The sequence below is a fragment of the Microbacterium flavum genome (genome assembly GCF_018717645.1).
GTDB lineage: Bacteria > Actinomycetota > Actinomycetes > Actinomycetales > Microbacteriaceae > Microbacterium > Microbacterium flavum.
The window spans coordinates 89,891-116,270 of the sequence record NZ_JAFLHG010000011.1 but is presented as its reverse complement, the minus strand read 5'-3'; the positions used below and the strand labels follow the sequence as shown (position 1 = coordinate 116,270).

At 70.3% G+C, this 26,380-nt stretch carries 23 protein-coding genes and 2 tRNA genes; 10 read left to right on the top strand and 15 right to left on the bottom strand.

What is annotated here, in order from left to right; translation table 11 throughout:
• Window positions 1–54: 54 nt before the first annotated feature.
• Window positions 55–264, bottom strand: coding sequence for a methyltransferase (locus J0P97_RS12355; RefSeq protein WP_215488084.1), 210 nt, complete (start codon window positions 262–264; stop codon window positions 55–57).
• A 101-nt stretch (window positions 265–365) separates the two neighbouring features.
• Window positions 366–440, bottom strand: a tRNA-Arg gene (locus J0P97_RS12350).
• A 60-nt stretch (window positions 441–500) separates the two neighbouring features.
• Here J0P97_RS12350 and orn point away from each other — a divergent pair.
• The 5 genes from orn (at window position 501) to J0P97_RS12325 (ending at window position 2,397) form a co-directional block, all read left to right on the top strand.
• Complete coding sequence (gene orn, locus J0P97_RS12345; RefSeq protein ID WP_215488083.1) at window positions 501–1,124, top strand: oligoribonuclease; 624 nt, start codon at window positions 501–503, stop codon at window positions 1,122–1,124.
• Between the two features lie 34 nt (window positions 1,125–1,158).
• Window positions 1,159–1,234, top strand: a tRNA-His gene (locus J0P97_RS12340).
• Between the two features lie 19 nt (window positions 1,235–1,253).
• Window positions 1,254–1,610 (top strand): metallopeptidase family protein, encoded by a 357-nt coding sequence (locus J0P97_RS12335; protein ID WP_215488082.1) that lies wholly within the window; start codon window positions 1,254–1,256, stop codon window positions 1,608–1,610.
• A complete protein-coding gene (clpS, locus tag J0P97_RS12330; RefSeq protein ID WP_215488081.1) occupies window positions 1,610–1,909 on the top strand; it encodes an ATP-dependent Clp protease adapter ClpS in 300 nt (99 codons plus the stop codon). Before J0P97_RS12335 ends, clpS begins: the two co-directional genes overlap by 1 nt.
• The gene (locus J0P97_RS12325; RefSeq protein WP_215488080.1) at window positions 1,906–2,397 is read left to right on the top strand and encodes a DUF2017 family protein; all 492 of its coding nucleotides are present in this window, start codon (window positions 1,906–1,908) and stop codon (window positions 2,395–2,397) included. The genes clpS and J0P97_RS12325 overlap by 4 nt, the downstream gene beginning before the upstream one ends.
• Before the next feature lie 13 nt (window positions 2,398–2,410).
• Here the strand turns inward: J0P97_RS12325 and J0P97_RS12320 are convergent, their stop codons facing one another.
• The 6 genes from J0P97_RS12320 to gatC form a co-directional block, all read right to left on the bottom strand.
• A complete protein-coding gene (locus J0P97_RS12320) occupies window positions 2,411–2,986 on the bottom strand; it encodes a nucleoside/nucleotide kinase family protein (RefSeq protein ID WP_215488079.1) in 576 nt (191 codons plus the stop codon).
• Window positions 2,970–3,293 (bottom strand): hypothetical protein, encoded by a 324-nt coding sequence (locus J0P97_RS12315; protein WP_215488078.1) that lies wholly within the window; start codon window positions 3,291–3,293, stop codon window positions 2,970–2,972. Before J0P97_RS12315 ends, J0P97_RS12320 begins: the two co-directional genes overlap by 17 nt.
• A gap of 26 nt (window positions 3,294–3,319) precedes the next feature.
• Complete coding sequence (gene dinB, locus J0P97_RS12310) at window positions 3,320–4,591, bottom strand: DNA polymerase IV (RefSeq protein WP_215488077.1); 1,272 nt, start codon at window positions 4,589–4,591, stop codon at window positions 3,320–3,322.
• Between the two features lie 64 nt (window positions 4,592–4,655).
• Entirely contained in the window at window positions 4,656–6,185 is a 1,530-nt protein-coding gene (gene gatB, locus J0P97_RS12305; protein WP_215488076.1) for an Asp-tRNA(Asn)/Glu-tRNA(Gln) amidotransferase subunit GatB, read from the bottom strand.
• Window positions 6,185–7,720 (bottom strand): Asp-tRNA(Asn)/Glu-tRNA(Gln) amidotransferase subunit GatA, encoded by a 1,536-nt coding sequence (gene gatA / locus J0P97_RS12300; protein WP_215488075.1) that lies wholly within the window; start codon window positions 7,718–7,720, stop codon window positions 6,185–6,187. Before gatA ends, gatB begins: the two co-directional genes overlap by 1 nt.
• Window positions 7,717–8,016 (bottom strand): Asp-tRNA(Asn)/Glu-tRNA(Gln) amidotransferase subunit GatC, encoded by a 300-nt coding sequence (gene gatC, locus J0P97_RS12295; RefSeq protein ID WP_215488074.1) that lies wholly within the window; start codon window positions 8,014–8,016, stop codon window positions 7,717–7,719. The genes gatA and gatC overlap by 4 nt, the downstream gene beginning before the upstream one ends.
• Before the next feature lie 57 nt (window positions 8,017–8,073).
• Between gatC and J0P97_RS12290 the strand changes: the two genes are divergently transcribed.
• Window positions 8,074–9,771: a long-chain-fatty-acid--CoA ligase gene (locus J0P97_RS12290; protein WP_282837182.1), complete on the top strand. Its 1,698-nt coding sequence runs from the start codon at window positions 8,074–8,076 to the stop codon at window positions 9,769–9,771.
• A 25-nt stretch (window positions 9,772–9,796) separates the two neighbouring features.
• Here the strand turns inward: J0P97_RS12290 and ligA are convergent, their stop codons facing one another.
• From ligA to J0P97_RS12270, 4 genes are all read right to left on the bottom strand, one after another.
• A complete protein-coding gene (ligA, locus tag J0P97_RS12285; RefSeq protein WP_215488072.1) occupies window positions 9,797–12,121 on the bottom strand; it encodes an NAD-dependent DNA ligase LigA in 2,325 nt (774 codons plus the stop codon).
• 9 nt (window positions 12,122–12,130) lie between these two features.
• A complete protein-coding gene (locus J0P97_RS12280; protein ID WP_215488071.1) occupies window positions 12,131–12,814 on the bottom strand; it encodes a hypothetical protein in 684 nt (227 codons plus the stop codon).
• A gap of 142 nt (window positions 12,815–12,956) precedes the next feature.
• Window positions 12,957–14,054: a tRNA 2-thiouridine(34) synthase MnmA gene (mnmA, locus tag J0P97_RS12275; protein WP_215488070.1), complete on the bottom strand. Its 1,098-nt coding sequence runs from the start codon at window positions 14,052–14,054 to the stop codon at window positions 12,957–12,959.
• Window positions 14,055–14,063: 9 nt separating this feature from the next.
• Entirely contained in the window at window positions 14,064–15,236 is a 1,173-nt protein-coding gene (locus J0P97_RS12270) for a cysteine desulfurase family protein (RefSeq protein WP_215488069.1), read from the bottom strand.
• 78 nt (window positions 15,237–15,314) lie between these two features.
• Here J0P97_RS12270 and glgX point away from each other — a divergent pair, with 78 nt between their 5' ends.
• The 3 genes from glgX (at window position 15,315) to glgB (ending at window position 21,640) form a co-directional block, all read left to right on the top strand.
• Window positions 15,315–17,393: a glycogen debranching protein GlgX gene (gene glgX / locus J0P97_RS12265; protein ID WP_215488068.1), complete on the top strand. Its 2,079-nt coding sequence runs from the start codon at window positions 15,315–15,317 to the stop codon at window positions 17,391–17,393.
• Window positions 17,394–17,540: 147 nt separating this feature from the next.
• Window positions 17,541–19,508, top strand: a complete 1,968-nt coding sequence (locus J0P97_RS12260; protein ID WP_372449714.1) for an alpha-1,4-glucan--maltose-1-phosphate maltosyltransferase — start codon at window positions 17,541–17,543, stop codon at window positions 19,506–19,508.
• Window positions 19,505–21,640: a 1,4-alpha-glucan branching protein GlgB gene (glgB, locus tag J0P97_RS12255; RefSeq protein ID WP_215488067.1), complete on the top strand. Its 2,136-nt coding sequence runs from the start codon at window positions 19,505–19,507 to the stop codon at window positions 21,638–21,640. The genes J0P97_RS12260 and glgB overlap by 4 nt, the downstream gene beginning before the upstream one ends.
• Window positions 21,641–21,661: 21 nt before the next feature.
• On the opposite strand, the gene J0P97_RS12250 is transcribed toward glgB, so the two are convergent.
• Both J0P97_RS12250 and J0P97_RS12245 read right to left on the bottom strand, forming a co-directional pair.
• Window positions 21,662–22,594 (bottom strand): tetratricopeptide repeat protein, encoded by a 933-nt coding sequence (locus J0P97_RS12250; RefSeq protein WP_215488066.1) that lies wholly within the window; start codon window positions 22,592–22,594, stop codon window positions 21,662–21,664.
• Entirely contained in the window at window positions 22,594–24,381 is a 1,788-nt protein-coding gene (locus J0P97_RS12245; RefSeq protein ID WP_215488065.1) for a DUF8094 domain-containing protein, read from the bottom strand. The genes J0P97_RS12250 and J0P97_RS12245 overlap by 1 nt, the downstream gene beginning before the upstream one ends.
• A gap of 207 nt (window positions 24,382–24,588) precedes the next feature.
• Here J0P97_RS12245 and J0P97_RS12240 point away from each other — a divergent pair, with 207 nt between their 5' ends.
• Window positions 24,589–25,668, top strand: a complete 1,080-nt coding sequence (locus J0P97_RS12240; protein ID WP_215488064.1) for an AI-2E family transporter — start codon at window positions 24,589–24,591, stop codon at window positions 25,666–25,668.
• Here the strand turns inward: J0P97_RS12240 and J0P97_RS12235 are convergent, their stop codons facing one another.
• The gene (locus tag J0P97_RS12235; RefSeq protein WP_215488063.1) at window positions 25,669–26,379 is read right to left on the bottom strand and encodes an alpha/beta hydrolase; all 711 of its coding nucleotides are present in this window, start codon (window positions 26,377–26,379) and stop codon (window positions 25,669–25,671) included.
• Window position 26,380 lies beyond the last annotated feature (1 nt).

Below are 26,380 nucleotides of genomic sequence, written 5' to 3'. Positions count from 1 at the left end.
GCCACCTGCGGAGCGGTCGCCGCGTCGGAAACCCGGCGCGGCGAGCCCGCGAGCTCAGTGCTCGACGAAGCGCGGCCAGTCGGATCCCGGCGGAAGATGCCCGTGCAACGCGCCCTTGGCGATCTCCATGGTGGGGTACGTGCCGAGGCTTGCATCGGCGCCGGCGATGGTGGCCGTGTAGCCGTCGCCATCCCGCCGGACGGTGCCGACGACACTCCCCTCGGCGCCGTAGGCGACCCACAGGGTGGACGAAGTGGTGCTCATCGGTGACTCCTCTCGTCGGAACCGACCGTACGCCTCGCGGCCGTTCGAGGGAAGATGCCGACCGCCCCGGCGTCACCCGGGGTCACCCGACGTCGCACACGTGGTGCCCCCGGCAGGATTCGAACCTGCGACCCACGGATTAGAAGGCCGTCGCTCTTCCACTGAGCTACGGAGGCGCCCATCCAGCGTAGCGGGAGCCGCCGGGGATGTCGGGCGGCCTCGTTAGGATGAATCACATGGTGAATGCCGCGGAGAACGACCGCCTCGTCTGGATCGACTGCGAGATGACAGGGCTCGATCTGGAGATCGACGAGCTGGTGGAGATCGCGATCGTCATCACGGATTTCGACCTCAAGGTCCTCGACCCGGGCTTCGCTGTCGTCATCAAGCCCGATCAGTCGGCGCTCGACCACATGAACGAGTTCGTCACGAACATGCATGAATCGTCGGGTCTGCTCGCGGAGATCCCGCACGGTGTGACGCTCGGCGAGGCGGAGTTCGAGGCGCTCGAGTACATCCAGCGCTTCGTTCCGGAGGGGAAGGCACCGCTCGCCGGCAACACGATCGGGACCGACCGGATGTTCCTCGCGAAATACATGCCGCGCGTGGACCGCTGGCTGCATTACCGGAACGTCGACGTCTCGAGCGTCAAGGAGCTGTCCCGTCGGTGGTACCCGCGCGCCTACTTCAACGCGCCCGCGAAGGACGGCGGGCACCGCGCCCTGGCGGACATCCGAGAGTCCATCCGCGAACTCGCGTACTACCGTCAGGCGGTCTTCGTCCCCGGGCCGGGACCATCGACCGACCAGGCGCGTGATGCCGCCGCATCGGCTGTGTCATCGTATGCCCCGAGTGTGTAATACAATCGTCTGGTTGCCCGGAAACGGGCGCATGGTGGCTATAGCTCAGTTGGTAGAGCACCGCGTTGTGGTCGCGGGGGTCGCGGGTTCAAGTCCCGTTAGCCACCCCATGTCCTCCCCTGACGGGAGATGTCTGTGATCGAGTTGGATGCCGACGCGTTCGATGCGCTCGTCAGTGATGAGCTCGACGCTCTGCCCGAAGAGATGGTCTCCGGGCTCGACAACGTCGTCTTCGTCATCGAGGACCGCCCGGAGGACGGTTCCCTCGACCTGCTGGGACTGTACGACGGTCTCGCCCTGACCGAACGCGATCGCTACGGCATCGGCGAGCTCCCCGACCGGATCATCGTCTACCGGGAACCGCACCTGCACGCCTGCGAGGACCTCGACGGGCTCCGCGACGAGGTCCACACGACGCTTGTGCACGAGATCGCGCATTTCTACGGCATCGACGACGACCGACTCCATGATCTGGGTTGGGCGTGATGAGGACCACGGTCGCCACGATCCCGCTCGACGAGATCGACCTGAACGAGGCGACCAGCATATCCGGACCGTGGCAGACCGTCGTGTGGAATGACCCGGTCAATCTCATGAGCTACGTCACCCACGTGTTCCGCACGTACTTCGGCTATACCCGGGAGCGCGCCGAGCACCTCATGCTGGCCGTTCATCACGACGGCCATGCCGTCGTCGCGGAGGGCGCACGCGAGCAGATGGAACTCCACGTGCAGGCCATGCACGACTTCGGGTTGTGGGCGACGGTCCGTGGGGGTGGTGCATGAGCGGCGTCGTCATCGAGATCTCGGCGCTCGAAGCGGCTCATCTCGCGGACATCGTCGCGCAGTTCGTCGAGCTCCTCACGGACACCGATCCCTCCGACGTCGGCGGCGACCCGGCGATCGCGCGACTCGTGCCCGACGCGTACCGCGACGATGCCGATGCCGCAGCCGAGTTCCGTCGATTCACCCAGAGTGATCTCCTCGAGCGGCGCCGCGCCGAGGGCGCGGAGGTGGCGCGCACCCTTCGTGACGCCGGCGCCGCTGAGCGCGTATCGGACCTCGAGGACCGTGATGCGACGGCGATGCAGGTGATCTCCCTGGACGACGCGCAGGTGGATGCGTGGCTGCGCACCATCACCGCGATCCGCCTGGTCCTCGCCGTTCGCCTCGGCATCCACGACGACACCGACGATCTCTCGCACCCGAGGTTCGGCATCTACACCTGGCTGGGGTACCGGCTCGAGGGGCTGCTCGACGCGATGGAGGGCTGAACGCCGCGGTGCGTCAGGGCACCTCGGCGTGGATCGTCGCGTGCGCGATCGGGTCGTCTGCCGCGATGTGCCGGACCTCCTGAGCCGCCCACATCTCCCAGTGCGGACGGAACGTCTCGCCGTCACGCGCGAGCGCACGTCGGCGTCGCTCCTGCGCGGGGGATTCGATCCACACGCGGATCGGCGCAAGCGCCGCGGACTCCGCGGTGAGCGCTCCGCACCCCTCGATGATGAGCGGGGTGCCCGCCGGCGTCGTCATCGGCGTTCCGGGCTCCCCCGACGCCCAATCCCACCTCCGCCAGTGGGCATCCCGGCCTGCGGCGATCGGTTCGAGGACAGCGGTGCGAGCCGTGGCAGCTCCCTCGGCCAAGCCGCCCCATCCCGGGTAGATGTCGTCGAGAGCGACGACGCTCATCTCGCCAGGCCACGCCGCGCGCACAGCCCCCGCGAGTGTCGTCTTGCCCGAACCGGAGCGCCCGTCGATCAGGATGATCGGGACGATCCCCGTCGGAACCTCCGCCGTCGCATCCGTGATGCGGCGCACGGCCTCCGCGATGGCGCGGTCGAATCCGTCAGCGCTTGAGCGCACGGATCACGCGACTGAGCGCGCGACCGGCGACCCACACGAAGGGGATGCCGACGGCGAGGAGCGAGATCACATTGGGTTCGAACCTCAGGTCGTCGCCCTTCCGGAGGTACGCACCGACGGGGATCGCGACACCGCCGCCGCCTCCGCCGCTTCCGCCACCCGCCGTGTCCTCCCCCGCGCCGAAGCCCGACCAGGTGAGGGCGACCGGGACGAGGCGAACGCCGTCGACGTCCTGCTGTTCGCCGTAGACGCTGGTGACGCCGAGCGCCGAGGTCTGCTTGCCGAGTTCCAGTGCGAGGTTGGGCATGCGTCAACCGTAGCCGCTGCGCACCCCTACCGCGACGGAGGGCCCTCGCGGGGCAGGCGCGGATTCGTCGGCAGCGCATTCACATCGCGGCGCGGCCCGAGGATGCTCGCGCGGGTGACCGCGCCTCCGCCGAACCGTTCGCGGGCGCCGTCGAGGGCCGCGTCGATGCGACGCCAGTCCTCGTCGTCGTCCCAGAGCGCAGCGAGGGCGGCGCCCCCGGGCGCGAGCCGCTCGGCGCGGACCCCGATGAGGCGGACCGGCTGGGCCAGCTCGACGTCGTCGAACAGGGCGATCGCCCTCTCTCCGATCCGTTGGCCGACGTCGGTGGGCTCGGCGAGCGTCGTCGAACGGGAGAGTGTCGTGAAGTCGGCATACCGCAGCTTCAGCGCGATCCCTCGAGCCTCCCAACCCCCTGCCCGCAGGCGGCCTGCCACGCGGTCGGAGAGGCGACGCAGCTCGCTGCGCAGCAGCGCCGGATCGGTGACGTCTTCGAGGAAGGTCTCCTCGTGGCCGACGCTCTTCTCCGTGCGCTCGGTCTCCACTTCGCGCGCGTCGAGCCCCTGCGCGAGCTGCCAGATCCGCGCGCCGCCCGCGCGGCCGAGCGCCCGCTCGATGACCGCCCGAGGCGAAGCGAGGATGTCGGACACGAGCCGGATGCCGCGCGCTTCCAGCGCCTCAGCCGCCTTCGGCCCGATCCCCCACAGCGCTCGCACCGGCAGCGCGGCGAGGAAGGTGCTCGTCTCCTGCCCGCTGACGATGAGTAGCCCGTCCGGCTTGGACAGGGTCGACGCGATCTTGGCGACGTGCTTGGTCGCCGCGACCCCGATGCTGCAGACGAGCCCGGTCTCCTCCCGCACCCGCGCACGGAGCGCCCGTGCGATCGTCCCGGGGCTCCCCCAGAGGCGCCCGGCGCCGGAGACATCGAGGAAGGCTTCGTCGATCGAGAGCGGCTCGACCAGAGGCGTGATCTCGTGGAAGATGCCCATCACCTGCCGGGAGAGGGCGCTGTACCGCTCGAAATGCGGCGGCACCACGATCGCGTGCGGGCACAGGCGCAGGGCCTGCGCGACGTTCATCGCCGACCGAACTCCGTAGCGGCGGGCCTCGTAGGACGCGCTGGACACGACACCTCGGCCCTCCATCCCGCCCACGATCAATGCCGTGCCCGCGAGAGTCGGATCATCGAGCACCTCGACCGATGCGTAGAACGCGTCCATGTCGACGTGGAGGATCCGAGTTCCCGCATCGTCGGCATCCGGCGCGGACACCCTCCGTCCGCTGCCGTCGCCACGCCCCATGTGTCCATTCTCGCGCGTGCCGCCGACATCCGGGCGGCGCGGCGGGCCTGGAGTGGAGCCGGATTCAGCCCGCCGCGCGCTCGAGGATCAGCTCGCGCACGCGCGCGGCGTCCGCCTGCCCCTTCATCGCCTTCATCACAGCGCCGATCACGGCACCGGCGGCCTGCACCTTGCCATCGCGGATCTTCGCGAGAACGTCGGGCTGCGACGCGAGGGCCTCGTCGATCGCCGCGATGAGCGCACCGTCGTCGGAGACCACGGCGAGCCCGCGGGCGTCGACGACCTCCTGCGGCGAGCCCTCACCGGCGATGACCCCCTCCAGCACCTGGCGGGCGAGCTTGTCGGTGAGCGTTCCCGCGTCGACGAGCTTCTGGAGCTCTGCGACGGAGCCCGGCGAGACGAGCGAGGATGCCTCGACGCCGTCGGCGTTGGCGATGCGGGAGATCTCCGACATCCACCACTTCCGTGCCGCAGCCGGGGCGGCGCCTGCCGCGACCGTCGCCTCGACCTCGTTCAGCAGGCCGGCGTTGACGACGCCCTGGAAGTCGATGTCGGCGAAGCCCCAGTCCGCCTTGAGACGGCGCCGACGCACGGCCGGCGGCTCGGGGAGCGCCGCGCGCAGGCTCTCGATCAGCTCGGCCGAGGGCGCGACGGGCAGGAGGTCGGGCTCGGGGAAGTAGCGGTAGTCGTCCGCATCCGACTTCGGGCGCCCCGGGGAGGTGGTCCCGGTGTCCTCGTGCCAGTGGCGGGTCTCCTGCGTGATCGTCCCACCCGCGGCGAGAATGGCCGCCTGACGCTGGATCTCGTGGCGCACGGCACGCTCGACCGACCGCATGGAGTTGACGTTCTTCGTCTCCGTGCGCGTGCCGAGCGGCGCGGCGGGCTCGCCTGCCGCGGCCCGCGGTCGCAGGGAGACGTTGGCGTCGCAGCGGAGGTTTCCGCGCTCCATCCGCGCCTCGGAGATGCCGAGCCCGATCACGATGTCACGGATCGCGCGCACGTACGCCGCGGCGAGCTCGGGAGCGCGATGCTCGGCCCCGAAGATCGGCTTCGTGACGATCTCCACGAGCGGCACTCCGGCGCGGTTGTAGTCGACGAGCGAGTACTCGGCACCCTGGATGCGGCCGGTGGCGCCGCCCATGTGGGTGAGCTTGCCGGCATCCTCCTCCATGTGCGCGCGCTCGATCGGCACCGTGACGATGTCGCCGCCTTCGAGTTCGACCTCCACCTGACCCTCGAACGCGATCGGCTCGTCGTACTGGCTGATCTGGTAGTTCTTGCCGAGGTCCGGGTAGAAGTAGTTCTTCCGCGCGAACCGGCTCGACGGCGCGATCGAGCAGCCGAGCGCGAGCCCGAGGCTGATCGAGTAGCGGACCGCCGTCTCGTTGACGACGGGCAGCGAGCCGGGCAGACCCATGTCGACGGGCGCGACGAGCGTGTTCGGCCCCGCGCTGTGGTTCTTCTCATTCGCCGGATTCGCGGCGGCGGAGAACATCTTCGTCTCGGTGTTGAGCTCGACGTGCACCTCGAAGCCGAGGACCGGCTCGTAGCGCTCGAGCGCCTCATCGAAGTCCATCAGGGCAGCCTTGGCCATCAGCGGGTTCCTTCCACATCGCTGCGTGCCGAGCCGAGCGCGGGGGCACGGTCCAGCAGGGGACCGCCCCACTCGTCGACCAGCAGCGTCTCCAGCGCCGCCCCGACACGGTACAGGCGCGCATCCTGACGAGCCGGCGCGATGAACTGGATGCCGACCGGCAGCCCGTCCTCCTCCGCGAGCCCGGACGGGATCGAGATGCCGGGCACCCCCGCCAGGTTCACCGGGATCGTCGTGACGTCGTTGAGGTACATCTGCAGCGGGTCGTCGACCTTCTCGCCGAGACGGAACGCCGTCGTCGGAGCCGAGGGGGTCGCGATCACGTCGACGCCGGCGAAGGCCGCGTCGAAGTCGCGCTGGATGAGGGTGCGCACCTTCTGCGCGCTGCCGTAGTACGCGTCGTAGTAGCCCGCGGACAGGGCGTAGGTGCCGAGGATGATCCGTCGCTTCACCTCGTCGCCGAACCCGACCTCGCGCGAGCGTGCCATGACGTCCTCGACGGTGCCACCGGGCACGTCGACGCGCAGCCCGAAGCGCACCGAGTCGAACTTCGCGAGGTTGCTCGACGCCTCCGCCGGGAGGATCAGGTAGTAGGCGGCGACGCCGTACTCGAAGTGCGGCGCGCTGACCTCGACGATCTCGGCGCCGTGGGCTTCGAGGAGGGCGAGCGACGCGCGGAAGGACGCCGACACGCCGGCCTGGAAGCCGGAGTCGGGAAGCTCGCGGATCACGCCGACCTTGAGTCCCGTGAGGACCTCCCCGGTCGCACCTTCGCGCGCCGCGGCGGCGAACGAGGGCCAGGCATCCGCGAGGGAGGTCGCATCGTTCGGGTCGTGGCCGCCGATGACGTCGTGCAGGAGGGCGGAATCGAGGACGGTGCGAGACACCGGCCCCACCTGGTCGAGGGACGAAGCCAGCGCGATCGCGCCGAAGCGGCTCACACCGCCGTAGGTGGGCTTCATCCCGACGGTGCCGGTGACGTGGGCCGGCTGACGGATGGAGCCGCCGGTGTCCGAGCCGAGGGCGAACGGCGCTTCGAAAGCGGCGACGGCGGCGGCAGAGCCACCGCCCGACCCGCCCGGGATCCGGTCGAGGTCCCACGGGTTGTGCGTCGGACCGTAAGCGGAGTGCTCGGTCGAGGAGCCCATCGCGAACTCGTCCATGTTGGTCTTGCCGAGCGGGATGAGACCCGCCGCCCGTGCACGCGCCACGACGGTGGCGTCGTACGGCGAGAGGAACCCCTCGAGGATCTTCGATCCACTCGTGGAGGGCATGTCGGTCGTCACGAGGACGTCCTTGATCGCGAGCGGCACGCCGGCGAGCTCGCCCAGCTCCTCGCCCGCGGCGCGGCGGCGATCGATGTCCTGCGCGGCATCCAGGGCCTGTGCGTTCACGTGGAGGAAGGCGTGCACGTCGCCGTCGACGTCGGCGATGCGGTCGAGGTGGGCCTGCGTCGCCTCGACGCTGGACACCTCGCCGGAGGCGATCTTGTCCGCGAGGTCCGCCGCGCTCAGGCGGATGAGGTCGGCGCTCACTGCTCCTCCCCCAGGATGGCGGTGACCTTGAAGCGGTCGTCGGTGGCATCCGGCGCGTTCTGGAGCACCTGCGCGGTCGTCAGCATCTGGCCGACGACATCGGGGCGGAAGACGTTCTCGAGCGGGATCGGGTGGCTCGTCGCGGGGACGTCGGGGGTCGCGACCTCGGACACCTTCGCGATGTTGTCGACGATCGCGGAGAGCTGGCCGGTCAGGCGCTCCACCTCGTCGTCGTCGAGCTGGATGCGGGCCAGCACGCCGAGATGGCGGACGAGATCAGGGGTGATTTCAGACACCACGACAGTCTAGTTGCGCGCCCCGCCCGCTCCGTCGCCGCGGCTAGGCTGGCCCGCGTGAGCACGTACGAGCCTCCTCGCCCCTGGATCCGCAGCTACGCAGACGGAGTTCCGGACGACCTCGACCCCGTCGCCGGGTCGCTGCTCGACATCGTCGACGCCTCCGCCCGCGACTACCCCGACGCGCCCGCGCTGCAGTTCTTCGGAAGGACGATGTCGTACCGCGAGCTGGTGGATGCCGTTGCGCGCGCCGCCGCAGCCCTCAGGACCCTCGGCGTCGGCAAGGGCGACACGGTGGCGATCGTGCTGCCGAACTGCCCCCAGCACATCATCGCCTTCTACGCGATCCTGCGCCTGGGAGCGGTGGCGATCGAGCACAACCCGCTCTACACGCCCCGGGAGCTGCGCAAGCAGTTCGAGGACCACGGCGCGAAGACCGCGATCGTGTGGAGCAAGGTCGTCCAGACCGTCCAGGACTTCCCCGCCGACCTCGCCGTGACGAACCTCATCAGCGTCGATGTGACACGCGCCATGCCCTTCTCGCTCCGCATCGCGCTCCGGCTCCCCGTCGCGAAGGCCCGCGCGTCGCGCTCCGCGCTCACCGAGCGCACGACCGGGGCCGTCGCCTGGGAGAAGCTCCTGCAGGTGCCGCCGCTCCCGGAGTCCTTCCCGCAGCCCGCCACCGACGACGTCGCGATCATCCAGTACACGAGCGGCACCACCGGAACGCCGAAGGGCGCCGTGCTCACGCACCGGAACCTTCTCGCCAACGCGCGGCAGGCGCAGGCCTGGGTCCCCTCGATCCGTCCCGGCGAGGGATGCGTGGTCTACGCCGTGCTCCCCATGTTCCACGCGTACGGGCTGACCCTCTGCCTGACCTTCGCGATGTCGATGGGCGCCCGCCTCGTCCTCTTCCCGCGCTTCGACCCGGCGATGGTGCTCGACGTGACGAAAAAGCACCCGGCGACCTTCCTCCCGCTCGTGCCGCCGATCGCCGACCGGCTCCTCAAGGCCGCGCAGGCCGAGGGTGTCTCCCTCGCGGGGACCGAGGTCGCCATCTCCGGCGCGATGGCACTGCCGCACGACCTCGTGGTGCCGTTCGAAGCCGCCACGGGCGGCTACCTCGTCGAGGGATACGGCCTTTCGGAGTGTTCGCCCGTCCTCATGGCGAATCCCGTCGCTCCCAACCGCAAGCCCGGCACCGTCGGCCTGCCGCTGCCCGGCACCGAGTGCCGCGTCGTCGACCCCGACGAGCCGACCCGCGACGTGCCGCCGGGTGAACGCGGCGAGCTGATCGTGCGCGGGCCTCAGGTCTTCCAGGGCTACTACGGCAAGCCCGAAGCCACCGAGGACGTCTTCGTCGACGGCTGGTTCCGCACCGGCGACATCGTTCAGATCGACGAGGAGGGCTTCGTCCGCATCGTCGATCGCATCAAGGAGCTCATCATCACGGGCGGGTTCAACGTGGCTCCGACCGAGGTCGAGAACGCCCTCCGCCAGCATCCCCACGTCGTCGATGCGGCGGTCGTCGGCCTTCCGAGCGACCACTCGGGCGAGGAGGTCGTCGCGGCGGTGGTGCTCGATGATGCCGCAGACGTCGACGTCGACTCGATCCGCGAGTTCGCGCGCGGCATTCTCACGCCCTACAAGGTGCCGCGGCGCATCTTCGTCGTGGACGAGCTGCCCACCTCGCTCATCGGGAAGGTGCTGCGCCGACAGGTGCGCGAGTCGCTGCTGAAGCTCACCCGCGGCTGAGCGCGGGGCACGGCCCGAGAAGGCGTCACCCGGCGTCGGGAGCGAGCGCATCGAGCGCCGCGGGCCCCTCCTCCACGAGGATCTTGAACTGCGCGGCATCGATGATCCGGATGCCGAGCGCCTCCGCTTTGCCGAGTTTGGACCCCGCTCCCGGGCCCGCCGCCACGAAGTCGGTCTTCTTCGAGACGCTCGATCCGGCCTTCCCTCCGGCGGCGAGGATCGCCTCCTCGGCGCCCTCGCGGGTGTACCCCTCGAGGGAACCCGTGGCCACCACCGTCAGCCCCTCGAGCACGCCGCCGGCGGCGACGGCGGCGCCCGGGCCCGGGTGGCCGGGGATCTCCAGTCGCGCCCCGGCCGCGCTCCACCGGTCGACGATCTCGCGATGCCAGTCGACGTCGAACCACTCGCGGAGCGAATCGGCGATGATCCCGCCGACGCCCTCGACGGCGGCGAGGTCGTCTCGGGTCGCGGCGCGGATCTCCGTGACCGACCCGAACCACTGCGCGAGCGCCCGGGCGGCGACAGGACCGACGTGGCGGATATTCAGGGCCACGAGGAACCGCCAGAGGTCCTTCTTCTTGGCCTTCTCCAGCTCGGCGAGAAGGGTCAGCGCCTGCGCCGAGGGCTGCGGAAGAGTGAGCCCCGCCTTCTTCTCCGCCGGCGTGGGATTGCGCCGGAAGGGGGCGCGGCGCACCGGCGTCCCGGTCTTCTCGTCGATCTTCTCCTCGCCGGTCTCCCCGTCGCGGACGATGACCTCGATCGGCACGAGCTCATCGAGGGTGAGCTCGAACAGCCCGGCCTCGGTGACCAGGGGCGGCTCGGTCGGAACAGAGGGCTGGGTGAGGGCCGCGGCGGTCACCTCGCCGAGTGCCTCGATGTCCAACGCACCCCGCGACCCGATGTGCTCCACCCGGCCGCGCACCTGCGCGGGGCAGGAACGCGTATTCGGGCACCGCAGATCGATGTCACCCTCTTTCGACGGCGCGAGAGGGGTTCCGCACGAGGGGCAGTCGGCCGGCATGACGAAGGCGCGCTCGCTGCCGTCGCGCAGCTCGACCACCGGTCCGAGGACTTCGGGGATGACATCCCCGGCCTTGCGCAGCACCACGGTGTCGCCGATGAGGACGCCCTTCGCCTTGACGACGTCCTGATTGTGCAGGGTCGCCTGGCGGACCACGGACCCCGCGACGAGAGCGGGCTCCATCATCGCGAAAGGTGTGGCCCGGCCCGTCCGGCCGACGGAGACGACGATGTCGAGGAGCTTCGTGTTGACCTGCTCGGGCGGGTACTTGTACGCGATCGCCCAGCGCGGTGCGCGACTGGTCGCGCCGAGCTCCTCGTGCAGGGCGAGCTCGTCGACCTTGACGACCACTCCGTCGATCTCGTGCTCGACATCGTGGCGATGCTCGCCGTAGAAGGCCACGTAATCGAGGACGCCCTCGACATCATCGGAGGTGCGGAAGGACGGACTCGTCGGGAGACCCCACTCCGCGAGGAGGCCGTACACCTCGCTCTGCGAGTCGACGGGCGGCGCCGGCCAGGCGCCGATGCCGTGCACCAGGAGCCGGAGGGACCCGAGGCGCGCCTCGCCCGCGTCGAGCTCCAGGCCGGACTTCTTGTCCAGCTGCTGACGCAGGCCGCCGCTGGCGGCGTTGCGCGGGTTCGCGAAGGCGGGGAACCGGCGCGCGGCACTGCGCTCGGCACGCTCCTCATCGGCTCCCCGCGCACGCATGTCCGTTGCGACCTTCTCTCGCATCGCCGCCTGCAGCTCGTTGAGCCGGTCGAATGCCGCGACCGGAATGTAGACCTCCCCGCGCACCTCGACGATCTCGGGGTGTCCCTCCCCCGACAGCCTGCTGGGGATCCCGGCGACTCGGACCGCGTTGACGGTGACGTCCTCGCCGATCCTGCCGTCGCCTCGGGTCGCCGCCGAGGTGAGGATGCCGCGTTCGTAGCGGAGGCTGATCGCCAGCCCGTCGATCTTGAGCTCGAGGAGCCACCGCACGGGGCGGGCGGCCGCGGCCTGCGTCTTCACGCACCAGTCGCGCAGCTCGTCCGGAGTGAAGACGTTGTCGAGGCTCAGCATCCGTTCGGCGTGCTCCACGGGCGCGAACATCGACGACTCGGCGGCGCCGACGCTGAGCGTCGGCGAATCCTGGCCCTGCACCTCGGGGTGCGCCCGCTCGAGCTCCTGCAGGCGCCGCATCCACCCGTCGTAGGTCGCGTCGTCGACGATCTCCGCGTCGCGGCCGTAGTAGGCGTCGCGCGCCCCCACGATCTGCTCCGTCAGTCGCTGCGCCTCGTCGCGTGCCTGGGCGAGCGCGAGGTCGGCCTCCGGTGTCTGTGCCACCGGATCAGTCTACGAACCACCTCCGACACCGGCGGGCGGGGGTGCTCCCGCGTCGGGAAGGGAGCCGATGATGTGGGCGACGACGCCGTCGGACCACTCCCCGACGACCGACCCGATGTCGACGAGGGCGACGGCGGTCCCCTCGTGCGCCGCGACGGGCGCGATGGGCACGAGGTAGGTCGCGATCCGCAGCCCGTCGCGGGTCGACAGCGTCAGCCGCGCGACGGTCCGGCCCTCGATTTCCACGAGCTCCGCGCTGTCCACGTGCTCGCCGCCATCCCGGGCGTCCCGCACCGCCTCCTCCAGAGCCGCCGCGGGATCGGCGGGTCGGAGCATCCCGCGCACATGGAATTGGGACAGCGCATCGCCCCCGGCGGGCACGACCGAGCTCGCGCAGCCGCGCGAGCCTTCGACGAGCTCCCACGCGGCGCCGACGTCCGGGAGGCGGTATGCGAAGCACGGGGTCGCGATGACGGCGCCGTCCTGCCGGATGGCCTCCGTCCCGATCACCTCGACGAGCCGCGCGCTCCCGGTCGCTGCCGGCGGGCCCACGGGGCCGTGCCCGCCCGACGTGATCGCACCGGTCGTGAGGGCGATCACGACGATGGCCGCGACGGCGGCACCTCCGGCCAGAACGGCCGGCCTCCGTCGCCTCCGCTTCCGTGGCTCGTCGCCCCGCGTGTGCTCGCCCATGCGCACCTCTTCCGTCCGGCTCGGTCGGGCGCCACGCTACCCACGCGCGTCTGCTCGCGGAGGCGGATCCGCCGCATCAGTGGACAGGGCTCCGGATCGCCCGCGTGTGGACGAGAGGATGGACGCGAGGACCCGCGAGAGGTCAGACGGGCAGCGGCGCGGCCGACACGGTGCGGTCGATCGTGAACTGGCCGATGACACGGGTGCCCTCGTAGAGCACCGCCGTCTGACCGGGCGCGACGCCCTCGAACGGCACGTCCGGACGGACCACGACGCCGTCCGACCCGATCACGGCGTGCGCGGGAACGGGTTCGGCGTGGGCCCGGATCTGCACGTGGCACCGGAACGCGTCGGATGCGGGAGCTCGGCCCGCCCAGCTGCGCCGCACGCCGGCGATCTCCGCCGTCGCGAGGGCGTCCTTCGGGCCCACGACGACCGTGTTCGTCACGGGGCGCACCTCGAGCACGAACCGCGGCTTGCCGTCGGGTGCCGGCATGCCCAGCGAGAGCCCTCGGCGCTGGCCGACGGTGAAGGCGTGCGCACCCTCGTGACTGCCGACCACGGCACCGGAGCGGTCGACGATATCGCCCGTCTGCGTGCCCACCTTCTCCGCAAGCCACCCGCGGGTGTCCCCGTCGGGGATGAAGCAGATGTCATGGCTGTCCGGCTTCTGCGCGACGGTGAGTCCGCGCGCCGCGGCCTCCGCACGGACGACGGCCTTGGAGGGGGTCGTCCCCAGCGGGAAGTAGGTGTGGGCGAGCTGCTCCGCGGTCAGGACGCCCAGCACGTAGGACTGGTCCTTCGCCTCGTCGCTCGCGCGATGGAGCTCGAGTCCCTCCGGGGCGTGGACGAGAGTCGCATAGTGGCCGGTGCAGACCGCATCGAAGCCGAGCTCGAGAGCGCGCTCGAGAAGCGCGGCGAACTTGATCTTCTCGTTGCAGCGCATGCACGGGTTCGGCGTACGGCCCGCCTGGTACTCGGAGACGAAGTCGGCGATCACGTCCTCGCGGAAGCGCTCGGAGAAGTCCCAGACGTAGAACGGGATGCCCAGGAGGTCCGCCGCACGGCGGGCATCCATCGCATCCTCGATCGTGCAGCAGCCGCGGCTTCCGGTGCGGAGCGTCCCGCCGGCCCGCGAGAGCGCGAGGTGCACGCCGACGACGTCGTGCCCCGCCTCGACGGCCCGGGCAGCCGCCACCGCGGAGTCGACGCCGCCGCTCATGGCCGCCAGGATCCGCATGCGACCAGTCTACGAGCGCCTGGCTGAGCGAGCCCCGGAGGCGCGCGCGTAGGCATCCGGCAGCGCGGCCAGCAGAGCGTCGATGTCGCCGTCCGTCGAGGTGCGTCCGAGCGTCATCCGCAGAACCGATCGCGCGGCGCGTTCGTCGCGACCGAGGGCCAGGACGACGTGCGAGGGCTCCGCGACGCCGGCCTGGCACGCAGACCCGGTCGACACCGAGATGCCCGCGCGGTCGAGGAGGAACAGCAGCGACTCGCCCTGCGCTCCGGGGAAGAGGGCGTGCACGTTCCCCGGCACGCGCGCGACCCGGTCTCCGAGGATCTCCGCGCCCGGCACGAGGCGCAGGATGCCGTCCGCCAGGCGCGCGCCGAGTGCGGTCAACCGCTGCGCCTCGGCATCCCGCTCGCGCGTCGCCTCATCCAGGGCCGCCGCGAACGCGGCCGCACCGGCGACATCGGGGCTGCCCGACCGGAGGCCGCGCTGCTGACCGCCGCCGTGCAGGATCGGCGCGAGGCGCGCGTGACGTGAGACGACGAGGACTCCCGTTCCGACGGGCGCGCCGAACTTATGGCCGGACGCGCTCAGCGCCACGAGTCCCGTGGGCGCCGCCCCCGGGCCCCGGAGGGCGGCGAAGGACACGGGGAGGTGCCCGATCGCGCCGACGGCATCCAGGTGCAGCGGCACGTCGGCATCCGCGGCTGCCGCCGTCAGGGCCGCGGCATCCTGCACCGTGCCGACCTCGTTGTTCACCACGAGAGCGGTGGCCAGCGCGGCGCCGGGGAGGCGCTCCGCGAACAGGTCCGCATCGATCCGTCCGAGCGCGTCGAGCGGGACGGAGCGCACGTCGGCGCCCTGCGTCTGCAGCCAGGCGACCGTGTCGAGGGTCGCGTGGTGCTCGCCGTCAGGCAGGACCACCGCCTCGCGGCCGTCCTCGCGCGACCACCAGAGGCCCTGGAGGGCGAGGTTCACCGCCTCCGTGCCGCCGCTGGTGAACACGACCTCGATGCTCTGGCACCCCAGCAGCTCGGCCACTCCCTCCCGGGCATCCTCCAGGAGGCGGCGCGCGGCCTGCCCGGAGCCGTGCACGGACGAGGCGTTCGCGGCCGTCTGCGACGCGGCGAGCCACGCGTCCCGGGCGCTGCTTCGCAGGGGGGTGGATGCCGCGTGATCGAGGTAGACCATGCGCCTCCTCCGCCGTTCCGGTCGTCGATGCCGAGAAGCGGCACGCCGCCCGCCCCGGGCGTTACTACTGTAGTTCGCATGGCCAGCCCGAAGCCGCTCCCTCGTCCTGCGTTCCGCTCCCCCGTCTACGACGGTCTCGGGGTGACGCTCGGCCCGACCGGCGGCACCCTCCGGGTGTGGTCGGAAGGGGCATCCGCCGTCGAGCTCGTCCTCGTCGACGCCACCGACCTCGACTGGATCATCGGGTCGCTCCCGCTGACTCCCGTCGGCGGCGACGTGTGGGAGGTCACGACGCCGGAGCTCCGGCCGGGCGCTCACTACGCTCTGCGCGTGGACGGTCCCACCGGGGCGCGCAACACGTTCAACAAGGAGACGCTGCTCCTCGATCCGTACGCGCGGGGGCTCGCGCCGGTGCGCATCGGCGAGTGGCGATCGGTCGTCGTCGACACCTCCTACGACTGGGCGGGCGTCGCCCACCCTGAGACGCCGATGGATCGGACGGTCATCTACGAGGCGCACCTCAAGGGGCTCACGAAGCGGCATCCCGGTGTGCCTCCGGCCCTGCACGGCACCTACGCGGGGCTCGGCCACCCCGCGGCGATCGAGCACCTGCAGACCCTCGGCGTCACCGCCGTGGAGCTGCTGCCGATCCACGCGTTCGAGACGGAGCCGCGCCTCCTCCATCACGGCCTCACGAACTACTGGGGCTACAACACGCTGAACTTCTTCTCCCCGCACGGCGCGTACGCGACGGCGGAGGCCATCGCCGCAGGTCCCGACGCGGTCCTGCGCGAGGTCAAGGACATGGTCCGCTCGCTGCATGCCGCGGGGATCGAGGTGATCCTCGATGTCGTCTACAACCACACCTCCGAGCTGGATCTGGGAGCCCCCCGGTCGAGCCTGCGCGGGATCGACAACGCGGGCTACTACCGCCAGCACGAGGACGGCGCCTACATCGACGTGACGGGATGCGGGAACTCCGTGAACACGTCGACGGATGCCGCCGCACGCCTCATCGTCGACTCCCTGCGCTACTGGGTGCAGGAGGTGCAGATCGACGGCTTCCGCTTCGACCTCGCCGCCACGCTCGGCCGCGATGCCCGGCACGAGTTCACCCCCGACCACCCTCTCCTCCGGCAGATCATCGCCGACCCGCAGCTCGCCGGTCGCAAGATGATCGCCGAGCCCTGGGACGTCGGGATGGGCGGCTGGCAGACCGGGAACTTCGGCGCCGGGTGGAGTGAATGGAACGACCGGTACCGCGACCGGGTACGCAACTTCTGGCTCAGCGACGTGGACTACTCGCGCCGCGCGGGCACCCCGCCCGCGGGCGTCGGGGGGCTCGCGACGCGCCTGGCGGGGTCCTCGAACACCTTCGACGAGCGCCGCGGCCCTCTTGCGGGCATCAACTTCGTCACGGCGCACGACGGGTTCACCCTGCGCGACCTCGTCTCCTACGACGTCAAGCACAACATGGGAAACGGCGAACAGAACCGCGACGGCACCGACACCAACCGCTCGTTCAACCACGGTGCGGAGGGCCCGACGGACAACCCGCAGATCCTGGCCACCCGCCGCAAGGCGATGCGGAACATCCTCGGGACGCTGCTCCTGTCGGCCGGGGTCCCGATGATCACCGCCGGCGACGAGATGGGGCGGACGCAGCGCGGCAACAACAACGCGTATTGCCACGACTCCCCGCTGACCTGGGTGAACTGGCACCTCGCCCCGTGGCAGGAGGACCTTCTCGCCCACGCGCGGACGCTCATCCGGCTGCGGCACGAGAACCCCGCCATCCGGCCGCGTCGGTTCGCCCACGACACGCAGATCGTGCCCAACGCCTCCGTCATCGACTGGTACGACGAGAACGGCGAGACGATGTCGCACGACCGCTGGACGAGCGCCGAGCACCGCACCCTGCAGTACGCCGCCCGTTCGACGCCCGAACACGAGGAGCCGAACGCGATCCTCCTGATCGTGCACGGCAATGAGCGTGCCATCGAGGTGACCCTGCCCCGCATCGAAGGGGTCGCCCGGTACACGTCGCTCTGGTCCAGTGTGCCCGAGCGTCCCGCCGACGAGGCACCGTCCTTCGCGCCCGGCGATACGGTGATCCTGCCCGGCACGGCCCTTCACCTGTTCCGGATGGAGGGATGACGGCGGTAGGTTCGACACGTGGCCTCGACGACGCGAACCCCAGCCCGACCTGAACCGGCATCCACGGTCCGCAGCGCTTCCTCGGTTCCGCTCCGGCCCGCCGATCCGTGGACGGGAGCTCCGGCCACCCTCATGGGTCGGATCCCGCTGCTGAGCCCGTACCCGTCCACACTCGATCCGCGGTTCGCCCCCTCCGCTTTCGTCGGCGAGGCTGTGCCGTTCCAGGTGACGGCCTTCCGCGAGGGGCACGACCTGATCGGCGTGAACGTCCGTCTCACGTCGCCCGCAGGCGTCGAGTCGCTCCATCGGCTGAGCCCTCTGCGCAACGGCCTCGACCATTGGCGCGCATCCGTCGTCCTCCTCGAGCAGGGGCGGTGGACGTTCCGTTTCGAAGCGTTCGCCGACGAGTTCGCGACCTGGCAGCACGCCGCGGATCTGAAGATCGCCGCGGGGGTGGACAGTGCTCTGATGCGCGAGATGGGCGCTCTGCTGTTCGCTCGCGCGGCGACCGAGAAGGACCGCGGCGCCGCGCAGGTCCGCGCATTGAAGGCCGCAGCGGGTAGCCTGCGCGACGCGTCGCTCAGCGACGACGTCGCGCTCGAGATCGTCCGCGACCCCGCCATCGCCGTGTACTTCCGGGATCGGCCGGTGCAGTCGCTCGTGACGCTCGGGCCCGATCTCCCCCTGCTCGTCGAGCGCGAGCGCGCCGGTGTCGGGTCCTGGTACGAGTTCTTCCCACGCTCCGAAGGCGCTGTTCGCCGCAAGGACGGATCGATCAAGAGCGGCACCTTCCGCACCGCCGCCAAGCGCCTTCCCGGCGTGGCCGGCATGGGTTTCGACGTGATCTACATCGTGCCGATCCATCCCATCGGCGAGATCAATCGCAAGGGACGCAACAACACCCTGAAGGCTCAGCCCGAGGACCCGGGATCGCCGTACGCGATCGGCTCGCCCCTCGGCGGCCACGACGCGATCCATCCCGATCTCGGAACGCCTGCCGACTTCCGCTTCTTCGTGCGCGCCGCGCGCGCGGAGGGTCTCGAGGTCGCGATCGACCTCGCCCTCCAGGCGGCGCCCGACCACCCCTGGGTCACCGAGCATCCGGAGTGGTTCACGACTCTCCCGGACGGAACGATCGCGTTCGCGGAGAACCCGCCGAAGAAGTACCAGGACATCTACCCGTTGAACTTCGACAACGACCCGACGGGCAGCTACGCCGAGATGCTCAGAGTCGTGCAGCACTGGGTGTCGCAGGGGGTGAAGATCTTCCGGGTCGACAACCCGCACACCAAGCCGCTGCAGTTCTGGGAATGGCTCATCGGCACGGTGAACGCCGCGGACCCCGACGTCATCTTCCTCTCCGAGGCGTTCACCCGCCCGGCGGTGATGCGCGCGCTCGCGATGGTCGGCTTCCAGCAGAGCTACTCGTACTTCACGTGGCGCAACACGAAGGCCGAGCTCGAGGAGTTCCTCGCGTCCGTCTCGCACGAGACGAGCGACTACATGCGCCCGAACCTGTTCGTGAACACGCACGACATCCTCACCGAATACCTCCAGTACGGCGGGTGGCCCGCGTACAAGATCCGCGCGGCGATCGCGGCGACGTCGGCCCCCTCGTGGGGGGTGTATGCCGGCTACGAACTCGTCGAGAACATCGCCCGGCCCGGCTCCGAAGAGAACATCGACAACGAGAAGTACGAATACAAGCTGCGCGATTGGGAGGGCGCCGAAGCCCGAGGCGAGTCGCTCGCCCCCTATCTCCGCCGCCTCAACGAGATCCGCACCGCCCATCCCGCGCTCCGGCAACTGCGCAACTGGTCGGCGCATTGGAGCGACGACGACGCCATCCTCGTCTACTCCAAGCACCTCGATGCCGCCCTCTCCCCCGACGGTCGTAGCGACACGATCATCGTCGTCGCCAACGTCGACCCGCACTCCGTGCGTCAGACGACGATCCATCTCGACACGCGCATCTGGGGCGTCGAGCCCGGGACCCCGTTCGAGGTCGAGGACCTGATCACCGGCGCCGTCTGGACCTGGAACCAGGATGCCTTCGTGCGCCTGGACGCCTTCGCCGAACCCGTCCACATCCTGCACGTGAAGGAGCGCAGATGAGCACCGTCCCCGAGGGTATCCTCGACGCCGTCGCCGACGGTTCCTACCACGCGCCCCACGATGTCCTCGGCGTCCACGAGGGCGACACGGGCTGGCTGATCCGCACCCGGCGCCCGATGGCCGAAACGGTGACCGCCGTCACCTCCGACGGCACGGATGTCACTCTTCAGCACCTCCGCGGCGGCATCTGGGAGGGGCGCGCCGACACGCGGCCCACCGCGTACGAGATCGTCGCGACCTACGACGGCGCACCGGACTTCCGCAGCGACGATCCGTACCGTCACCTGCCGAGCCTCGGCGAGATCGATCAGCACCTCATCCGCGAAGGACGCCACGAGGAGCTGTGGCGCGTCCTCGGGGCGCACGTGCGCCACTACGCGGGTGTGGACGGCGTCTCTTTCGCGGTCTGGGCGCCTGATGCCCGCGCCGTGCGCGTGGTCGGCGACCTGAACGGTTGGGACGGCCGCTCGCACGCGATGCGCAGCCTCGGATCGTCGGGGGTCTGGGAGATCTTCGTCCCCGGGCTCGGCGCCGGGACGACGTACAAGTACGAGATCCTCACGCCGCATGACGGCTGGATCATGAAGGCCGACCCGATGGCGCAGCAGGCCGAGGTGTCTCCCGCGACCGGATCGGTCGTCACCGAGTCCTCCTACACCTGGGGAGACGGGGCGTGGCTGGACGCGCGCGCCCAGCGCTCCCCCATCGATCAGCCCATGTCCACCTATGAGCTGCACCTCGGATCGTGGCGCCCCGGCCTCGGCTATCGGGACGCAGCCGACCCGCTCGTGGAGTATCTCACCGAGACCGGCTACACGCACGTGGAGTTCCTGCCGCTGTCCGAGCACCCCTTCGGCGGCTCGTGGGGCTACCAGGTCTCGGGCTACTACGCGCCCACGAGCCGGTTCGGTACGCCCGATGACCTCCGCTATCTCATCGATCGTCTGCACCAGGCCGGGTTCGGCGTGATCATGGACTGGGTTCCCGGTCACTTCCCGAAGGACGCCTTCGCCCTCGCGCGCTTCGACGGCGCGCCCCTCTACGAGCACCCGGACCCGCGTCGCGGCGAGCACAAGGACTGGGGCACGCTCATCTTCGACTACGGACGCAATGAGGTGCGGAACTTCCTCGTCGCTAACGCGCTGTACTGGTACGAGGAGTTCCACGTCGACGGACTGCGGGTGGATGCGGTCGCCTCGATGCTCTACCTCGACTACTCCCGTGAGGACGGCGAGTGGGAGCCGAACATCTACGGCGGCCGCGAGAACCTCGAAGCCATCCGGTTCCTCCAGGAGGTCAACGCGACCGCCTACAAGCGCTACCCGGGCATCGCGATGATCGCCGAGGAGTCGACGAGCTACCCCGGTGTCACGGCGCCCACGAGCGCGGGGGGACTCGGGTTCGGGCTCAAGTGGAACATGGGCTGGATGAACGACACGCTCGAGTACTTCAAGCGTGACCCGATGTACCGCTCACACCACGAGGGCGAGCTGTCGTTCTCGTTCGTCTACGCCTTCAGCGAGCACTTCGTCCTGCCGATCAGCCACGACGAGGTCGTCCACGGCAAGGGGACGCTCTTCACCCGGATGCCCGGAGATCACTGGCAGAAGCTCGCGAACATGCGCGCCTTCCTCGCCTACATGTGGGGTCACCCCGGCAAGCAGCTCCTGTTCATGGGCCAGGACTTCGGGCAGATGTCGGAGTGGTCGGAGTCGCGCAGCCTCGACTGGTGGATCCTCGATCAGCCGCCGCACCGTCAGCTGTGGGAGTTCGTCGGGGCGCTCAACCGCGTCTACAAGGAGCAGGCGCCGCTCTGGTCCCGCGACAGCGACGGGAGTGCGTTCCGCCGCCTGGGCGAGCCGAATTGGAACCCCAACGTGATCGCCTTCTCGCGCGTCGACCACCACGGCAACACGGTCGCCATCGTCTGCAACTTCTCCGGCGAGCCGATCTCCGGGTACACGCTCGATCTCCCCGAGGCCGGAGAATGGACCGAGCTCCTCAACTCGGACGCGATGGCCTACGGCGGATCGGGTGTCGGGAACCTCGGCAGCGTGCACGCGGACGAGAACGGACGCGCGACCATGGTGCTGCCCCCGCTCGGCGTGCTGTGGCTCGGCCACCGGGCCTGACCGGAACGCGCGCGGGCGGACTCAGAAGAGCAGGCTGGACAGGCGCCCGCGCGCACGGATGACGCGCGGGTCCGTGTCGCCGACGAGCCCGAACAGCTCGAGCAGGCGCTCGCGCACCGGCGCGCGGTCCTCGTCGGGCAGGACGGCGAACAGGTCGAGCAGGCGTGCGAACGCGTCGTCGACATGGCCCCCTGCGAGGTCGAGGTCGGCGACCGCGAACTGCGCGACCGGGTCGGTGGGCGCGGCCGCTGCGGCATCACGCGCCGCCTGCAGGTCCAGGTTCTGCACCCGGTCCAGCAGTCGCACCTGTCCGAGACCGGCGCGCGCCTGCTCGTCGTGAGGGTCCTCGGCCAGTGCAGCCTCGTACGCCGTGACCGCGCGGGCGTAATCGCCCGCCTCGATCGCGTCGAAGGCGTCCTGGTGGTGCGGCGGCAGCGGGATCTCGGTGGCCTCGGATGCCTCGGCGGCCGCTTCGCCCACGGGGACGACTCCGGTCACGCCCTGCTGTGCCGCGAGCTGGAGGAGCTGCGCGAACACCTCGCGCACCTGCTGCTCGGGAACGGCACCGGTGAACAGCGGGACGGGCTGACCGGCGACGAGCGCGACGACCATCGGGATCGACTGCGCACGGAACGCCTGGGCGAGCTGCGGGTTCGCGTCGACGTCGACCTTCGCGAGGACGAGTGAGCCGGACGCCTCCACGACGAGCTTCTCCAGGATCGGGCTGAGCTGCGTGCACGGCCCGCACCACGTGGCCCAGAGGTCGACGACGACGGGAACGGTGCGGGAGAGCTCGAGCACCTGGGGGAAGGAGGCGTCGGTGACGTCGAACACGAGCGAGACCGGGGCAGCGGCCCCGGCATCCGCATCGACCGGCGGCGCGGCGGGGCGCGAGCGGAGGGAGGAGAGGTCGACGGCGCCGCGCAGAACGGCCTCGGGACGGGAATCGGTCATCAGCCGGCCACCTTCGAGGTCAGGATGTTGGAGGAGTAGCCGAGGAGCTGGATGCGCTCCTTGGAACTCTGACTGGGGACGAAGAAGAAGAGCTGGTTTCCGTACGTCGTGACGAACCCGGTCGAAGACTGGTCGACTCCCGCGAGCGCCTGGACGGCGGTGTTGTCGCCCGTCTTGATGACGGCGTCGGAGTTCGTCGGCGCGACGGTGTCGAGATCATCGACCGTGACGGCCACGATGGCACCCGAATCCAGGGTGGCCAGGGCCACCGGCTCGGTCGTGCCGGCCGTCGCCGAGAAGGTCATCGCACCGGTTGTCGCCCCCGTCGAGTTGAAGGCGGTCAGACGCGTCGACCGATCGCTCTCCAACTGGGTCTGGAACGCGTCGTCGGTGTTGTCGAACAGCGAGGCGAACTCGCTCCCCGAACCCTTCGTGAGGATGTCCGCGTAGGCGCCGGCGAGCTTCTCCGGCGCGATCGCGAGGAACGGCGAGTCCTTCGGGATCGCGATCGCGCCCACGTACGCGGGCGCGAGGTTGAGATCGGTGTCCGACGTCAGCTGCGCGAGGTACGTGAGCTTGTACGGCGCCCAGGGGTCCTTCTGGGTGATGCTCATGACGGTCGACGCCTCGTCGCTGCCTGCGGGCGGAGCGACGGCGAAGAACGTGCGCGGCCACTCGTCGTTCGCCTCGGGGAGGATGACCTGCAGACGGCCGCTCGGGATCGCCGGCAGCGGCTTGTAGTCGGGGATCGCGGCGAGGAGCGTGTAGTTCGTCTGCCGCGCCGCGAGGACGGTCCCGTCCAGACGCGTCGCCGCCGCCACGCCGTCGCGCGCCGCGTCAGCGGTCGCGACCTCGTCGGCGATCCGCGCGACGATGCGCTCTGCCTGAGCCTCGGTGACGACGGGGCTCTCCTGATCCTTAGGAGCCACGACCGTCGCGGACGGGCTCGGCGTGGCGCTCGGCGCGAGCTGCGGCCACGCGTCGGCGCTGCACCCGGCGAACAGAAGAGCGGACACCGCGACCGCGGGAACCGCCGCGAACGCACGTCGACCACGGGTGAGTCGACGACGGGTCGGCGTCGCGCTGATGACGCCCTTCTGGTCGTCGGCTGCCGCGATGTCGATCGGCTCGGTGACCGGCATGGGGAGGCCCTTGCGCCGCGGCCCGCGCGAGCGGCGCGCGTGGCGCAGGGCCAGGAGGTAGAGGACGAGACCGGCGACGAGGAGGACGCAGCCCCCGAGGATCAGCGGGCCCGCCCACGGCGTCGCGTTGCGGATCGGCCAGGTGACGGTGATCGCGGCGGGCGCGGGCGCGGTCCCGTCGGCGGCGATCAGCAGGCTCATGCCGTCGGGGAGCTGAAGGGTCTCGTCGAGCGTTCCCGTGCCTTCGTACTCGTCGAGCCAGAGGTCCGAGCCCTTCGGCGTCGGCGGCTCGGAGCTCGCGCCGTCGGCGGTGTCGGAGGATGCAGGGGCGACGAGCGCGGAGTCGAGTGCGCCGTCGGCGGCGGGAGTCACGTGCACGTAGTCGCTCGTGGAGAGCCAGCTCGTCGCATCCGCGGTGCGGGCGTAGGAGGCGAAGATCGGCCCTGAGCCCTCGATGCGCACGTTCTGCGCGCCGGGGTGGGCGCCGAGCACGGCGCCGTCGATGAGGACGTACGGCGCGTCGGCATCCACGGCGATGGCCTGGCTCGCGGTGGTCGGGCCTTCGAACACCGTCCGTTGGGCGATGCCGGCGCCGATCATGAGAGCGGCCAGCACGAAAGCGGCCACGGCCCAGACGAAACGCACGAATCCAACCTCCTCGCCGCCGGGGTGATCACGGGAGCGATCTCGGCGCGCATACGACGTTCCAGACTAGCGAAAACGACCTGTGTGTCGCCCGGGAAGGTGTCAACCCCGCGCGCCGCCGTCCCCCGCGCGCTAGCGTGCATATCCTGACAGTCCGTCAGCAGACCGTGTCCGGCTCCTCGCGTGCCCGGTTCCAGAGGAGTACGAGTGAAGCTGCACCACCCCTTCCGCACCGCGCTGATCGCCACCCTCGGCGTCGGCGTGGGCGTGCTGCTCATCACGAGCGTCGAGTCGCTCTCGACCGTCCTCCTCTACGTGGGGACGGCGCTCTTCCTCGCGCTCGGCCTCGATCCTGCGGTGTCGTGGCTCGAGCGGAAGGGACTGAAGCGCTGGGCTGCGCTCCTCATCACCTTCGCCGTCGTGCTCGCGGTCTTCGCCGGGATCATCCTCATCGTCATCCCGGTGCTCGTCGGACAGATCACCCAGCTGATCACCCAGGTCCAGGGGCTGATCGCCAAGATCGTCGACGGATCGTGGAACCCGACGGAGGAGCTCAGCACCTGGCTGAAGTCCACCTTCCCGACGCTCAAGGTCGACGAGGTGTTCCAGTACATCACCGAGTGGATGAACTCGCTCAACTACGGCCAGATCGGCGGGGCGGCGACGGGCGTCATCCTCAACATCGGCGCCGGGATCATCGCCGGCTTCACCGGTGCGATCATCGTGCTCATCCTGACGATCTACTTCACGGCCTCGACGCCGAACCTGAAGGCCTCCGTCTACCAGCTCGTGCCCGCTTCCAAGCGCGCGCGGTTCATCGACCTCTCCGAGCAGATCACCGCCTCGGTGGGGTTCTATGTCATGGGGCAGGTGTCCCTCGGCGTCATCAACGGTGTCCTGAGCGCGATCTTCCTCACCATCATCCAGGCCCCTTTCCCCGCCGTGCTCGCCGTCATCGCGTTCTTCTTCTCGCTCATCCCGCTCGTCGGAACGCTCACCGGCTCCGCGATCATCGTCCTCACGTGCCTCATCCCCGGCCTCGGGTCACCGCTGACGGCACTGGTCGCCCTCATCTGGTACGCGATCTACATGCAGGTGGAGGCGTACTTCCTGTCGCCCCGCATCATGAACCGAGCCGTCTCGGTCCCCGGCGCCGTCGTCGTGATCGCGGCCCTCGCGGGGGGGTCGCTCCTCGGCCTCCTGGGCGCACTGATCGCGATCCCCGTCGCCGCGAGCATCCTGATCATCTACCGCCAGGTGATCATCCCGCGGCAGAACGAGAAGTGATCAGTCGTCCCACTCGGTCGGAAGGGGCAGTGCGTCCGGGTTGACGGCCGCGACGATCTCGGTGAGCACCCGACGGGTCTGGGACTCCCCCACCCACAGATGCTTGCCGCCGTCGACGGCGACGAGGGTCGCGTCCGGCACCGACGCGAAGCGCTCCCGCGCCTCCGGCGGACGCAGGTAGTCATCGAGCTCGGGAACGACGACGACCATTCGCCGTCTGTCCCCCGCCCACGCGGCCACGTCCGCGTCGGTCGCGCGGTGCAGCGGCGGTGAGAGCAGGATCACGCCTTCGATGTCGTGGTCGCGCCCGAATTTGAGCGCGAGCTCGGTCCCGAACGACCAGCCGACGAGCCACGGCCGCGGGAGCTCGCGGTCGCGGACGAGATCCATCGCCGCGGCGACGTCGAACTCCTCGGAGCGTCCCCCGTCGAAGGCGCCCTCGCTCGTCCCCCGCGGTGAGGTGGTCCCGCGCGTGTTGAAGCGGAGAACCGCGAGATCAGCGAGCGCCGGCAGGCGCGCCGCCGCCTTCCGCAGGATGTGCGAGTCCATGAACCCGCCTGCCGTCGGCAGCGGATGGAGCGTGACGAGGGTCGCGACGGGCTCGCGCTCCGCGGGAAGGGCGAGCTCGCCGACCAGGGTCAACTCGTCCAGCGTGCGCAGCTCGACGTCCTCCCGCCGGGCGGGGAGGAGCACCGGTCCTCGGATCTCCATG